General features: G+C 68.5%; 13 protein-coding genes. 7 read left to right on the forward strand and 6 right to left on the reverse strand.

What is annotated here, in order from left to right; all coding sequences use genetic code 11:
- The first annotated feature begins 89 nt into the window (after positions 1-89).
- From B1759_RS11450 to B1759_RS11480, 7 genes are all read left to right on the forward strand, one after another.
- A complete protein-coding gene (locus B1759_RS11450) occupies positions 90-1,424 on the forward strand; it encodes a DUF512 domain-containing protein (RefSeq protein WP_095515211.1) in 1,335 nt (444 codons plus the stop codon).
- A 49-nt stretch (positions 1,425-1,473) separates the two neighbouring features.
- On the forward strand, positions 1,474-2,559 hold the full coding sequence (locus B1759_RS11455) for a CPBP family intramembrane glutamic endopeptidase (protein ID WP_095515212.1): 1,086 nt from the start codon (positions 1,474-1,476) through the stop codon (positions 2,557-2,559).
- Positions 2,556-2,975 (forward strand): putative signal transducing protein, encoded by a 420-nt coding sequence (locus B1759_RS11460; RefSeq protein WP_095515213.1) that lies wholly within the window; start codon positions 2,556-2,558, stop codon positions 2,973-2,975. The genes B1759_RS11455 and B1759_RS11460 overlap by 4 nt, the downstream gene beginning before the upstream one ends.
- Positions 2,976-3,794: a phosphatidate cytidylyltransferase gene (locus B1759_RS11465; RefSeq protein WP_095515214.1), complete on the forward strand. Its 819-nt coding sequence runs from the start codon at positions 2,976-2,978 to the stop codon at positions 3,792-3,794. It abuts the gene before it with no gap.
- Positions 3,795-4,005: 211 nt separating this feature from the next.
- Positions 4,006-4,461 carry a polyhydroxyalkanoate synthesis regulator DNA-binding domain-containing protein gene (locus tag B1759_RS11470; RefSeq protein WP_095515215.1) on the forward strand — a complete coding sequence of 152 codons (456 nt, stop codon included), beginning with the start codon at positions 4,006-4,008 and terminating at the stop codon, positions 4,459-4,461.
- 34 nt (positions 4,462-4,495) lie between these two features.
- The gene (locus B1759_RS11475) at positions 4,496-5,146 is read left to right on the forward strand and encodes a phasin family protein (protein ID WP_095515216.1); all 651 of its coding nucleotides are present in this window, start codon (positions 4,496-4,498) and stop codon (positions 5,144-5,146) included.
- 86 nt (positions 5,147-5,232) lie between these two features.
- Entirely contained in the window at positions 5,233-6,456 is a 1,224-nt protein-coding gene (locus B1759_RS11480; protein WP_095515217.1) for a patatin-like phospholipase family protein, read from the forward strand.
- Positions 6,457-6,469: 13 nt separating this feature from the next.
- On the opposite strand, the gene B1759_RS19710 is transcribed toward B1759_RS11480, so the two are convergent.
- The 6 genes from B1759_RS19710 to B1759_RS19715 form a co-directional block, all read right to left on the reverse strand.
- Complete coding sequence (locus B1759_RS19710) at positions 6,470-6,772, reverse strand: BON domain-containing protein (RefSeq protein WP_158225221.1); 303 nt, start codon at positions 6,770-6,772, stop codon at positions 6,470-6,472.
- Positions 6,773-6,968: 196 nt separating this feature from the next.
- Positions 6,969-9,671: a putative LPS assembly protein LptD gene (locus B1759_RS11490; protein ID WP_095515219.1), complete on the reverse strand. Its 2,703-nt coding sequence runs from the start codon at positions 9,669-9,671 to the stop codon at positions 6,969-6,971.
- Between the two features lie 49 nt (positions 9,672-9,720).
- Complete coding sequence (locus B1759_RS11495; protein ID WP_095515220.1) at positions 9,721-10,722, reverse strand: ROK family protein; 1,002 nt, start codon at positions 10,720-10,722, stop codon at positions 9,721-9,723.
- Positions 10,723-11,004 (reverse strand): septum formation initiator family protein, encoded by a 282-nt coding sequence (locus tag B1759_RS11500; protein WP_095515221.1) that lies wholly within the window; start codon positions 11,002-11,004, stop codon positions 10,723-10,725.
- A gap of 77 nt (positions 11,005-11,081) precedes the next feature.
- Positions 11,082-12,365 (reverse strand): phosphopyruvate hydratase, encoded by a 1,284-nt coding sequence (eno, locus tag B1759_RS11505; protein ID WP_095515222.1) that lies wholly within the window; start codon positions 12,363-12,365, stop codon positions 11,082-11,084.
- Between the two features lie 123 nt (positions 12,366-12,488).
- On the reverse strand, positions 12,489-13,293 hold an 805-nt coding region (locus B1759_RS19715; RefSeq protein WP_158225222.1), incomplete at its 5' end, for a M48 family metallopeptidase.

Consider the following 13,293-nt stretch of genomic DNA (forward strand, 5'->3'; position numbering starts at 1 on the left):
CTTCTCTCCCCGCGGACAATCCTTTGCGCGCCCGTTCACGTTGATGTGGGCTCGATTGCCTACTCTGGAGCGCTACCCTCCCGACGCCCGTGCCCGTCCGCATCGCCTCTGTCGATCCTGGCTCCCCCGCCGATACGCTCGGCTGGGCGACCGGGGATCAGATCCTCGCTATCAACGGTGAGCCGGTCGAGGACGAACTGGACTTTCGGTTCAAGGCGTCCGACGAGACGCTGGTGCTGAAGGTCCGAAAGGGCGGCACCCTGGTCGAGGAGACCATCGAGAAGGAGCCCGACGCCGGGCTGGGGGTCGAGCTGGAGGAGTTCCGCATCAAGACCTGCGGCGACGACTGCGTGTTCTGCTTCGTCGACCAGAACCCGGTCGGGTTGCGGGACACGCTGTACTTCCGCGATGGCGACTTCCGGATGTCGTTCCTCTACGGCAACTACATCACGGTCACGAACCTCCGCGACCGCGACCTGGAGCGGATCGTCGAGCAGCGCCTGAGCCCGCTCTACGTCTCTGTCCATTGCACCGACGACGACGTCCGTGCGGAGATGATGGGGCATCGGACGCTCCGCGACCGTCAGGCCGAGAAGCTGCGCTTCCTCGCCGACCACGGCATCGAGCTGCACGCCCAGATCGTGCTCGTGCCGGGCTTCAACGACGGCGGGATGCTGGTCAAGACGATCCTCGACCTGTTCGACCTGCACGAGCAGTTGTACTCTGTCAGCATCGTGCCTGTCGGGCTGACGGAGCACCGGAAGCAGCTGCTGGATCTGCGACCCGTCACGTCCTCCGAGGCCCGGCAGTTGGCCCGGCAGGTGGCCCGCTGGCAGGAGACCTTCCGCGAGGCCATCGGCCGCGGCTTCGTCTATCTCTCCGACGAGGTCTACCTGCTCGCCGACCTCGACTTTCCGGACGAGGAGAGCTACGACGGCTACCCGCTGATGGAGAACGGCGTCGGCATGAGCCGCGACTTCCTGGACGAACTGGCGTTCCAGGCCGAGGACTTCCCCGACGCGCTGCCCACGCCGCGCCAGGTGACGCTCGTCTCCGGCGAGCTGACCGCGCCGTTGCTGCAGGACCGCGTCGAGCCGTTGCTCGAAGCCGTCGGCGGGCTGGAGGTCGACGTGGTGACGTGCGCGAACAAACTGTTCGGCGAGGTGGTGACCGTGAGCGGACTGCTCAACTTCAAGAGCTTCCTCGCAGAGCTCCGGCCCCGAGCCGAGGCGGGCACCCTCGGCGACCTCGTGGTGCTCCCGCCCGACTGCGTCAACTTCGAGGGGCTCTTCCTCGACAACCGGCCGGGCCAGATGACGCCGGAGGACCTCAGCCGCGCGCTCGGCGGCGTCGAGGTGGTGGTGTTCGACGGCGATTGGGGAGCGCTGGTCGACCGCCTCGGCGAGCCTGTAGGCGCCGCGTGAATCCCGGCACGGTCCCTGCCCGTTGAGGGCGCCCGCCTCCGCATCTCACGTGACCGACCCGTCTCTTCCTCCCGTCGCCCAGGACGTCCCGGCGCCACCCGCGCCCCTCCTGGTGGGCTCCGAGCCTGCCGTCGTGGACGCATGGCGCCCGACGAGCCCGATCCCTCTGACGGGCTGGATGGAGCGCAACCAGTTCCACCCGCTGCTGGCGGCGTTCATGGCGTTCGTGGTCGCCTTCCTGCTGTTCCAGCTCGTTGTCGCGCCGATCGTGCTCGCCGTCGGTGTCGCCATCGACGTGGTCCGGAACGGCGACGGCCAACCTCCGGACATGGGGATGCTGCTGGAGCAGTTGCAGACGAACGGCCGCCTGATGCTGACCGCCAACACCGTCGGCCAGTTCATCGGGTTCGGGCTGTTCGCGCTGCTGGTGGCGCGGCTTCACTCGCCGGAGACGCGCGCGTATCTCCGCATCCGGCGCCCCGACGGTCCTGGCCTCGGGCTGGCTGCCCTCGGGTGGGCGGTGCTCTACCCGGCCGTCATCTGGACCGGCCAGCTCAACGAATCGATCCCCATGCCCGAGTGGCTGCGGACGCTGGAGCAACAGCAGGTGGACATGCTCGAAGGCCTCTTGCTAGGCAGCGAGTTGTCGACTGGTTTCCTGTTCCTGGCCCTCGCCATCACGCCGGCGCTCTGCGAAGAGGTGCTCTTCCGGGGGTACCTCCAGCGACAGGCCGAGCGCGGGTGGGGGACCGTAGCCAGCATCGTCGTGGTGGGCATCCTGTTCGGACTGTACCACCTCCGACTGAGCCAGGCGGTCCCGCTGTCCCTGCTGGGGATCTACCTCGGGTTCGTGGTCTGGGCGACGGGCAGCCTGTGGGCTGGCGTTCTGGTGCACCTGCTCAACAACGGCCTCGCTGTGATGGTGACCGCATTCGCCCGAGAGTCCCCGGATCTGGACCTCGATTCGATCGAGGCGATGGGCGTGCCGTGGTATGTTGGCGTGTCCGGTCTCGCCCTGGCCGCCCTCGTGATGCGTGTGCTCGCAGCCCGCCGCCGACAGGTCGTGGGCGACACCCCGGACTCGGTCCCGGTGGACCTCCCTTCTGATTCCTCCCTTCTGCCTCTCTCCCCATGAACGAACCCTCCAGCACCCCTCGCGACGACTCGCCCGACGCTCGCGCCTCGCGCACGTACGAGGGCTGGATCTCTGTCTTCGAAAGCTCGACCGACTTCGAGGCCGACCTCGTCCGCGACCGCCTCGACGAGGAAGAGATCGCGGCCGTCGTGCTGACCCAGCGCGATCACGCCTTCAACCTGACCGTGGGCGACCTCGCCCCGGTGCACGTGATGGTCCGCCCCGAGGACGAGCAGGCCGCCCGGGCCCTCCTTGACTCGGTCCAGCTGACTGACGAGGAACTGGAGGCCGCTGCGATGGCTGCCGACGTGATGGCGCCCGATGCGCACGGCCCGTCCGACGAGGCCCGCCTCGACTCGGGCATCGACGAGATCAGCCTGAGCGTCCCCGAGGACGAGGACGACGAGGACGCCTAGGTGTCCAACTTCACGCAGCGCGTTCTGACGGCGCTGGTCGGTGCCGTGCTCGTCGTGGGCGCGGTGTGGCTGGGCGGCTGGGTGTTCGCCGGGCTGATCGCCTGCGTGGCGGTGGCCGCCCAGTTCGAGTTGTATGGCCTGGTGCGCGCGGGCGGCTCGGAGCCGCTCGTGGGGCCGGGGCTCGTCCTGGGATCCTGCGCGACGCTCTGGCCGATCGTGCCTGGCGCCCCGCTGGTGCTGGTCGTGGGCATCGTAGCGCTGCTCGTCGCGGTGCTCTATCTCCGTCGGACGACACCCCTCCTGGACGCGGCGGGCACGGCCTTCGGGGTCCTTTACCCCGCGCTCCTGGCGAGCAGCCTCCTGGTCCTCCGTCTCTCCGAGGCGAGCGGACTCGCGGAGATCGATCGGTTCTGGCTGACCACGGCTGTGTTGTTCAGCATCTGGGGCGCTGACTCGTTCGCGTACCTCGCGGGACGAGCCTTCGGGCGGACACCTCTCTTTACGCGCGTATCCCCCAAGAAGACGTGGGAAGGGGCTGCAGGAGGCGCCGTCGGCGCGTTCGTGCTCGTTGCCGCGTTCAAGGTATGGGCGCTCGGGGACGCGATCTCCTGGGTGGATGTGGGCGTCATTGCGCTCGCCAGTGGCGTGCTGGGGCCGTTCGGGGACCTGGCGGAGAGTCACTTCAAACGGTCTGTGGGTGTCAAGGACTCGGCGACCTGGCTTCCTGGCCACGGGGGGTTGCTCGACCGCATCGATGCGACGCTGGTCGCGGTGCCCCTGATCGTGGTGTACTTCCACCTCACGCGCGGCTTGCTCTAAGACCGGGGGCACGAGGAGAGAGACGATGTCGCAGTGCGGCATGGAGGATGGGCGGCGAACTCGTCGAAGGCAGCCCGATGACTCCTTGGAGGGCAGGACGAGGGAGAATGGCCTGTTTTGGTGAGGCGTCGGTGAAGCTCAGGGCGAATGCCGCACTGCGGAAACAAGCGTTGCCGCGGTGCGTCATAGGGGCCGAACCGACATCCCCTCCATGCCACGTCTCATCAAGCGCTACGGGAGCCGCAAGCTCTACGACACCACCGAGAGCCGCTACGTCAGCCTCGATGAGGTCGCGGGCTTCGTCCGCTCCGGCGACGAGGTGGAGGTGGTCGACAACAAGTCGGGCCAGGACGTGACCGCGGCCATCCTCACGCAGATCATCTCGGAGGAGGGTCGCAATGGCCGCAGCCTGCTCACGACGCACTTCCTCCACGACCTCGTGCGCGTCGGCGAGCGCGCCTACAAGGCAGGAGAGAAGGTCGTCGAGACCGGCCTCACCCAGGCCCGTCGCGGCGTGGACGACCTGACCACGCGCGCCGTCGACAAGATCCGCCCCGGTGGGCTGGTCGGCGAAGTGCGCGACGAGATGGAGCGCCTTCGTGCCCGCCTCGACGGCCTTGAGCGCTCGCTCGCCGACCTTGACGACACCCCTCAGACAGACGCGTAACCCTCCGGCTCGTCCGGACCATCCCCCAACACCCATGGCTACCAAGACCCAGACCCCCAAGTCCCTCCGCAAGGAGCTCCAGAAGACCGCCGACGACGCGGTCGCCACCGCCAAGACCACTGTCGAGTCGGTCCAGCGTGACCTCACCGAGGCGGCCGGCGACGTGCAGGATGCTGTCCAGAAGGTGTTCCTCGCGGGCCTGGGCGCGCTCGCGCTCGCCGAGGAGGAAGGTTCGAAGACCTTCAACAAGCTCGTCAAGCGCGGCAAGAAGGTCGAGCTGCCCGGCCTCGGCATGGACCGCGTCCGTGCGATCCGTGAGCAGATCGGCGGGGAGGCGGAGAAGGCGACGGACGCCGTCAAGGACCGCGTTCAGGATGCCAAGTACGTCGCTGGTGAGACGGCCGACAAGGCCGAGACCCAGCTCAGCGATGCCGTCTCCGGTGTCATGAAGCGCCTCGGCGTCCCCACGCGGACGGAGATCTCGGAGCTGACCGCCAGCGTCGAGCGCCTTACGTCCCAGATCGAGCGCCTCAAGGAGGAGCGCACAGCTCCCGCCGACCTCATTCTGGAGGCCGTCGGCGGAGGCTGGTACGAGATCCGGATCGGCGACGTGGTCGTCGAGAAGGTGCAGGGCAAGGAGGAGGCTGAGAAGGCCTTCGCCCGCGTGCAGGAGCAGCGCGGCTAACCCCGCCTGCGATCCCACCACCCGGGCGGGCGCGGAAACCCCGCGTCCGCCCGCGGCATGTTTGAGCCCTACGTCCCCCTGATCCCATGCAACTCGCTGACCATCATCGCACCGGTTTCGTCGGCCTCGCCCTGGCGGGCGGCGGTCCCGAAGGCGCCATCTACGAGATCGGCGTCCTCCGCGCCCTCGACGATGCCCTCGACGGCCTCGACCTGAACGATGTCCGCGTCACGGTCGGCGTGTCTGCGGGAGCGTTCGTGGGAGCATCGCTCGCCAACGGCATCACGACGGCTCAACTGGTCCGGTCCGCAGTGGGGGAGGAGCCGACCGACCACCCGTTCCGGCCCGAGCTGTTCATGTCACCCGCCTTCGGCGAGTATGCGAAGCGTGGCCTTCAGATCCCCGGCTTGATCTGGGACGCGTTCCGCTCCGTCGTTGACGACCCGAAGGGAACGAGCGGCTTCGTGTCGGCCCTGGTCGAGCGTCTCGGGCGGGCGCTGCCGGTCGGCGTGTTCGACAACGGGCCCCTGCGCGCGTACCTCAAGAAGCTGTTCGAGCCGGCCGGGCGGACGGACGACTTCCGGCAGTTAAAGAACCCGCTGTACGTCGTCGCCACCGACCTCGACTCCAGCGAGACCATCGTCTTCGGGGAGGAGGGCGAGGACCACGTGCCTATTTCGATGGCCGTGCAGGCGTCCACCGCCCTGCCAGGTCTGTATCCGCCGGTCGAGATCGAGGGGCGCTATTACGTCGACGGCGTCCTCAACAAGACGGTCCACGCGTCGGTCGCCTTCGAGCACGGCGCCGGGCTGGTGATCTGCGTCAACCCCATCGTGCCGGTCGACACGGCCCGCGCGGTCGCCGAGGGCGCCATGCGCCGCGGGCGCCTCACGGACCGCGGCATGCCAGGCGTCATGAGCCAGACCTTCCGGACGCTCATCCACAGCCGCATGGGCACAGGGATGGCGTCCTATCAGGGACGCTACGCTGGGGCGGACCTGCTGCTTTTCGAGCCGCGCAAGGACGACTACCGGATGTTCTTCACCAACGTGTTCTCGTTCTCCTCTCGCAAGGAGGTCATTGAGCACGCCTACCGCTCGACGATGGAGCAACTCCGCGACCGTGCGGACGAGGTCGGGCCGATCCTCGAACGCCACGGGCTGACCCTGCGGACGTCCGTGCTCGCGCGTCAGGCTCACAATGTGTGGGAGAGCGTCGGATTGTCCGGCGAGCGCCGCATCCTGCCGACGACCGTCCCCACGCGGGACCTCCGGGACGCCCTCGCCGACCTCGGGGATCTGCTGGGCTAGGCGGAGAGCACGCCTACGCGTCCGCGAGGCGGAGGTGGTCGACGATCCGGCGGACGCCGGGGATCGTGGTCACGATCGAGAGCACGCGCTCGCGGTCGGTGGTGCCGGGCACCGTGCCGTAGAGGGAGACCGCGCCGTCGTGGACGTAGACCGTCAGTCCCTTTACGGCGAGGTCAGACGCCCGGACGCTGTCCCGCAGCCGGCGAGCCAGCGAGAGATCGGAGGTCGTCTTGGCTCGCGCGACCTGATGGCGTTCGACGAGCGCGCGGATCGCATGAGGGAGGCCGTAGCCGAGAACCTGGGCGCTGACTGACACGGGCGTGGAGGGGAGACGCCGACGGGTCGCGCAAGGGGCATGCCACCGTGGCGAAGCCCTCCAGTGTCGTCTCTCGGCCAAGTGAGCAGAAACAACCGGTCCGTTTCGAAACGCACGCGTTCCGTTGAGTCCACAGGCGCGGCCCGCTCGCGCGAGGGTGCTGCCACCCAGATGGGCAAGACCCGGGCCGGTGGGGTCAGAACGCCTGTCCGAATCCGCCGGTGCGGACGGTCGAGTTCGGCACGTCGAGGCGGAGGATGTCGCGCAGGAACCCACTCTTGACGTAGAGCGAGACCGAGAACAGCTTCGTGATGCCGATGGGCTGCCAGTTCATGGCCAACTCCCAGCAGTGGAGGTCTCGCCGCAGCCCGAGGCGCGTGGTGGTGATCTCCATCGAGGTCAGGTCGATGCCGGTGCTGCCGGTCACCGACCAGTTGGGCGTGAGCCGAGCGTTGAACTGGGACAGGTCGAGGGTGGCGAGCGTGGTCGGCTCCCCGAAGCCAGACGAACTCCGGTTCAGGGTCAGGCCGACGGAGACCGACCACGGTGCGGCGTAGTCGACGTAGCCGACCACGGTGCGGCGCGGGATGACGGAGCTTGGGTCGTAGGGATCGCCTGCGAAGGGTTGCCCGAGCACGGGCCGCTCGTCCCGCGGCCCCGTCCGCCGGGCCGACTGGAAGCTCCGGCTGATGTTCAGGCTCGCGTTTGTGAGCCGCAGCGGTCGCCCGGACGTCTCGAAATAGGTGAGCGGCGTCGGCGTACCGAGCGTGTCGACGGCGTAGGCGGAGTACGAGGCGCTGCCGTTGGCGTTGAAGCCGTAGGCGGTGGTCGTAAAACGAGCGCTCACGGGCCGGAACGGCTCGCGCTCGGCAGCGAAGTTGTAGCCTCCCGAGAAGCTGAGCGACAGGAGCTGGCGCGTCTGGCGTCGCTCCTCGCCGGTCGAGTCGGTCCGCACGGTGCGACCGACGAAGGTGTTCTGGACCGAGAACGAGAGCGCGCGGGTCGGGTCGGTCGGGATCGACGAGTTGATGGCATAGCGTGTCGTCCGGCCGGTCGAGTCGGCCTGGACCTCCTTGACGAAGCCGAGGTCGGCGTAGTCGGGCTCGAACGAGAGGGAGGCCTGTGGCGTGATCGTGTGGCGCACGCCGTCCAGCGCGCCGACCCGGATCGGGAACGTGCCGAACAACTCCGTGCCCACGCTCGCGCTGGCGACGAAGCGGCGGAACGGCGTGAACCCGGGCTCCCGCGTCGTGACGGCCCGGCCGAGGGTGGCGTCGTAGGTCTGGACCACCGCCTCGTCGGTCCACGTCTCGGTGTACGTCAGGTTCGGGCCGAGCGTGAGGTTGTAGCGCGGCACAGAGAACGAGGCGCTGATGGGGATGCTCTGCGTGACGAGGTAGTCGAACCGGGTCGCGTTGCACGTCGCGCCGGTCGGGTCGGTGCAGGTCGCTTCCTGGAAGGCACTGGCACTGAAGAGCGCGTCGAGCGCCGAGATGCCCGTCGAATCGCTCAGCGGCTGAAAGGCGAACGCGTTCTGGGCGTTGCCGGAGTAGCTCAGGCTGATCTTCTCGAACCAGCGGTCGTCGCGACCGCGGCGGAAGGGGAAGACGCGCTGCTGCGACACCGTGACCTGAGGCAGCGTCGCCGTGGTGCGGTTGTTGGCGAAGTCCTGGAAGGCCTGCAGCGACGCCGAGAGCGACCGTCCGACCCGCGACCACTGCTGGCTGTACGACACCGACGACGAGGTCGAGGACTGGATCTGGTCACTCACATTCGCGGTCACGAGCCGCTGGCTGACCGACTGCAGGTTGACGCTCGCCGTCAGCCGCTGGCCCGCCGGGAACGTCTGGTTGTGCGACCATCGGAGGCCCAGGGGGGTGCGTGGCGCGTAGTCGGGGTCCGTAGACTCGCCCGAGACAAGGCGCCCGTAGTCGAGGCTCACCTGCCCGGAGTAGGCGTAGCGCCGGTTGTAGCGAACCTGCCCGGACAGGTTGAAGGAGCCCTCCGTGCCACCCTTGCCACGCACCTGTGCGTCCAGGTAGTCGCTGATGGCCCAGTACCACCCGCCGTCCAGGTAGACCCCGTAGCTCGTCTCGGTGCCATAGTCGATCTTCAGCGGGCCGCTGCGCCGGCCCTCCGCCGCCGGGAAGTAGCCAAACGGCAGGATCAGCGGCATGGGAATCCCGAGCAGGCGGAGGCGGACCGGCCCCGTGTAGACCCGCTCCCCGTCGACCACCTTGATGCGGCCCGCCTCGAGAGCATAGTGGGGATGATCCAACTCGCACGTCGTGTAGGCCGCGTTCTGGGCGAACACCACGTGTTCGTCCTGCTGCTTCAAGATGCCCCCGAGAAGGAAGCCGTCGTCGATGGCGGTCCGCGCGCCCGTCACGCGTCCGCGGCGAGTGCGGAGGTTGTAGACGACCTCGCGCCCCGAGAACTGCCCTTCCTCGCCCTGATACTGTGGCGCCCCGACGGACCCGGAGTCAGACGGGAGGCCGGACGCGCGGAGCAACTCGCGCCCTGCCTCATAGTCCACCCTCCCGGCGGAGATCTGGGCGCCTTCGTACTCCGACTGCACGTTCCCGAACAGGGACACCACATCCCCGGGACCGTCCGCAGGCGCGCCGCGCGGCGCGAGCGTGATCCGGAGCGAGTCGGTCGCGGTGTAGCGGATCGGCTGGTCGAGGCCGCCGTCCGCGGCAGGGGCGCGGGGAACGGAGAGCGTCAGCGGGGAGGCCGGACGCAGCGTGTCGACGGTGTCCGCCGGGACGGGCCGCGCCAGGGAGTCGACCGCGGCGGACCGATCAGCCAGCGTATCCGGAGGGACATCCTGCGCACGGGCTCCGACCCCACAGAGGAGGGCCAGAAGGAAGGGGGCGAAGCGTACTCGGCGGACCACAGGGCTCCAACGGACGCGGTCACGGGATCGTGCGCGGTGCGCCACCGGCTCAAGTGGCGTCGTCGATGTGCTCGAACACCAGGCGCGCGGCGCCCAGCATCGCGACATCGTTGCCCCGTGTCTCCTGCACGATCTCGATCCCCTCCGACATGGACGGGATGACGGCCCGCAGCATCGCCCGGCGGGCCGGTTCGAGCAGCAGGTCTCCGGCTCGCGACACGCCGCCGCCGACGATGACCTTGCGGATGTCCAGCAGGTTGACCACGGACCCGAGCAGGACGCCCAGCTTGTGGCCCGCCCACGCGAGCACCTCGATGGCTGCCTCGTCTCCCGCGAGCGCGGCCGAGTGGACTCGCTCGGGCGTCACGTCCTTGAGGTCATCGCCCGACGTCTCGTGGAGATCCGTATCGCGGGCGAGGAGCTGGTAGCGGGCGTGCCGGGAGAGAAACCGCTGTCCGAGGTAGGCCTCGATGGCGCCTGCGACGCCCGCGCGGTCGTACGGTCCTTCGTAGTCGATCGACATGTGCCCGATCTCACCCGCGGCCCCGGTGACGCCGCGAAAGAGCCGGTTGTCGAACACGATCGCTCCGCCGACGCCGGTCCCCAGCGTCACCATCACGAACGAGTCGAAGGGACGCCCGGAGCCGTAGAACGCCGAGCCCAGGGCGGCCGCGTTGGCGTCATTCTCGGCGATGATCGGCCCAGCCACGTCGATGCCTGCCGCACTGAGCATGGGGCCGAGGTGGTCGCCGAGGTGGACGGAGTCCCAACCGGGGATGTTGGGTGGGCGGATGACCGTCGAGCGGTCCATCGAAACCACCCCCGGCGCCCCGATGCCGATGCCTTCCACCCGACCGTGCGCCTCGAAGCCCTGGACCACGCGCACCACCCCCTCCACGATCCGTTGGAGCACGCGCTCCGGTCCCTGGTCCGCCTCGGTGGGGAGGACGGCCTGGCGGACGATCCCCTCGGCGCGCTCGACAAGCGCAACCTTCAGGTTCGTCCCGCCGAGATCGACGCCGACGGCATACTCGGAAGAGGCATGCAGCATCTACTCGCCGGCCTCCACTCGGTAGACGCGCTCACCCGGGCGTCGCATGCCGTACTCCTCCCTAGCGACGCGCTCCAGGGTCGCATCGTCCAGGCCTGCTTCCAGCATCGATGCCAGGGCCTCGTTTTCTGCCGTCAGTCGGTCGTTCTCCACCGTCAGCCGGTCCAGTTCGTGGGCGTAGCTGACGCGACGGAGCACGCTGTGGCTGTCGAAAAAGGCGACCCAGAGGGCGAGCCCGACGAGGCCCAGCAGAAGCACGTTGCGGCGGAGACGCTTCGACATGGCGAGGTGAGGGGGACAGGGCAAAGGTAGCCGGTTCCGGCGCTCGGGGGAAACCGGGCGCCGGAACCGCTCTCACCCTAGAAACGGAAGGCCTCCATCCCCGGGTAGATCGCCGAGTCGCCGAGCAGCTCCTCAATGCGGAGCAGCTGGTTGTACTTCGCGAGGCGGTCGCTCCGCGACGCCGAGCCTGTCTTGATCTGCCCGCATCCGCACGCCACGGCCAGGTCGGCGATGGTGGTGTCCTCGGTCTCGCCCGAGCGGTGGCTCATCACCGACGCGTAGGCGTAGCGGTGCGCCAGATCGACCGCCTCCATGGTTTCCGTCAGCGTGCCGATCTGGTTGCACTTGATCAGGATGGCGTTGGCCGTGTCCTCGTCGATGCCGCGCTGCAGCCGGTCCGTGTTGGTCACGAAGAGGTCGTCGCCGACGATCTGGATGGTCTCGCCGCAGCGCTCGGTCAGCGAGGCCCAGCCGTCCCAGTCGTCCTCGTCCATGGCGTCCTCGATCGAGATGATCGGGTACTCGTCCACCCAGCCGGCCCAGTAGTCGACCATCTCCTCAGAGGAGAGCTTCCGGTCCGGGTCGGACTTGTAGAAGACGTACTTGCCGTCCTGGTACATCTCCGACGCGGCCGGGTCGAGGGCGATGAAGAGGTCCTGCCCGGCCTCATACCCCGCCTTGTCGATGGCCTCCAGGATGACCTCGATGGCCTCCTCGTTGGAGCCGAGGTTGGGGGCGAAGCCGCCCTCATCCCCCACGGCCGTCGAGTAGCCCTTCTTCTTGAGGACCGCCTTCAGGTGGTGAAAGGTCTCGACGCCCATCCGGAGGCCCTCCGAGAAGGACGTCGCGCCGACGGGCATCACCATGAACTCCTGGAAGTCCACCGAGTTGTCGGCGTGGCGCCCGCCGTTGATGATGTTCATCATCGGAACCGGCAGGCGGCGGGCGTTGGCACCGCCGAGGTAACTGTAGAGCGGAAGGCCGGTCACGATGGCGCCCGCGCGCGCGGCGGCCAGGGAGACGCCCAGCAGCGCGTTCGCACCCAGCGACGACTTGTTCTCGGTACCGTCGAGGTCGATCAGCGCGGCGTCGAGCGCTGCCTGGTCGAGCACGTCGTACCCGGCGACCTCGGCCGCGATCACGTCGTTGACGTTGGCGACGGCCTTCAGGACGCCCTTGCCCATGTAGACGGCCTCGTCGCCGTCGCGGAGCTCGACGGCCTCGTGGACGCCGGTGGAGGCGCCCGACGGGACGGCTGCGCGGCCGACCGCACCGTCGTCGGTGATCACGTCGACCTCGACGGTCGGGTTGCCGCGGCTGTCGAGAATCTGGCGGGCGTGGACGGAGACGATGGCGGACATGGCGGGTCGGGGAGAGGGTGTCTCCAAGATACCGGCCCTGTCCGCACAAGTGCCCGAGCGAGTGGGCCTCGATGGACCGAAACCGACGCGAACTCCCTGCGCGTCAGCGTCGAGGAGGGCCCGTCAGCGGACGCGCGTCGTGCAGGGGCCGTAGGACCCAAGGCTGGCTCTGACCGTTTCCCCCGGACGCCAGCCTGGGTTGAGGAAGTACTGTTCCCGGGTCGGCGCGGCACGCTCGTATGCAGACGCTGCCCGACGCGAGTTCTGCGCGATGGTGCCGCTGGTTCGCGCGGCGACATCGCGGTAAAGGTCTGCGAGGCACCAGTAGGCGGCCCGACCTTCCGTCGTGGTCGGCTGACCGACAGCCTGCCCGATCAGGCCTGCGCGGCGGTACAGGCTCGGCCCGTGCGACGGGAAGACCTGCAGGGCGCGGTCGTACTGACCGGCCAAGTAGTAGAAGTCGGCCCGTTGGGCATTCGACTCGGCATTGTCGATGGCGCGCTGGAGGAGTTCATTGGCGCGTGCCGTGTCGCCCTCACGACGGGCGCGGGCCGAAAGCGCGTTGAGTGTCTGAGGGTTGTCCACTTGGGCAAGGACCTCGGGCAACCCCGCCAGACGACTCGTGACCTCAGCGGGGTCACTTCCGAGATCAGCGATTCGCTCCGGCTGCTGGCGCACGATCTGGACCAGACGAAGTACGCCTGAGCCTCTCAGCGTACCACCCGCAAGGTGCTCCAGCAGAGTCTGGACGGTCGAGTCCCTGATCACGATGTGATCTGGGGCTTCCGTCTCGATGTAGGTGGCGAACTGGGCGTAGTTCTCGCGCAGCGCCGCGTCGTCGATCGCCTCGGAGAGGCTCCGGATGTACGCCGCCCGCTCCGGGTTCGGGATCTCGTCGCCGAACTCCGCCGCCGAGCCGGCGAACAGA

This window comes from Rubrivirga sp. SAORIC476 (genome assembly GCF_002283555.1).
Taxonomy (GTDB): domain Bacteria; phylum Bacteroidota; class Rhodothermia; order Rhodothermales; family Rubricoccaceae; genus Rubrivirga.

Bases quoted from the DNA above. Each gene is read 5' to 3' on its own strand.
- B1759_RS11460 (WP_095515213.1), top strand. From the start codon at position 2,556: ATGAACGAACCCTCCAGCACCCCTCGCGACGACTCGCCCGACGCTCGC.
- B1759_RS11470 (WP_095515215.1), top strand. From the start codon at position 4,006: ATGCCACGTCTCATCAAGCGCTACGGGAGCCGCAAGCTCTACGACACC.
- B1759_RS11475 (WP_095515216.1), top strand. From the start codon at position 4,496: ATGGCTACCAAGACCCAGACCCCCAAGTCCCTCCGCAAGGAGCTCCAG.
- B1759_RS11480 (WP_095515217.1), top strand. From the start codon at position 5,233: ATGCAACTCGCTGACCATCATCGCACCGGTTTCGTCGGCCTCGCCCTG.
- B1759_RS11495 (WP_095515220.1), bottom strand. From the start codon at position 10,722: ATGCTGCATGCCTCTTCCGAGTATGCCGTCGGCGTCGATCTCGGCGGG.
- B1759_RS11500 (WP_095515221.1), bottom strand. From the start codon at position 11,004: ATGTCGAAGCGTCTCCGCCGCAACGTGCTTCTGCTGGGCCTCGTCGGG.
- eno (WP_095515222.1), bottom strand. From the start codon at position 12,365: ATGTCCGCCATCGTCTCCGTCCACGCCCGCCAGATTCTCGACAGCCGC.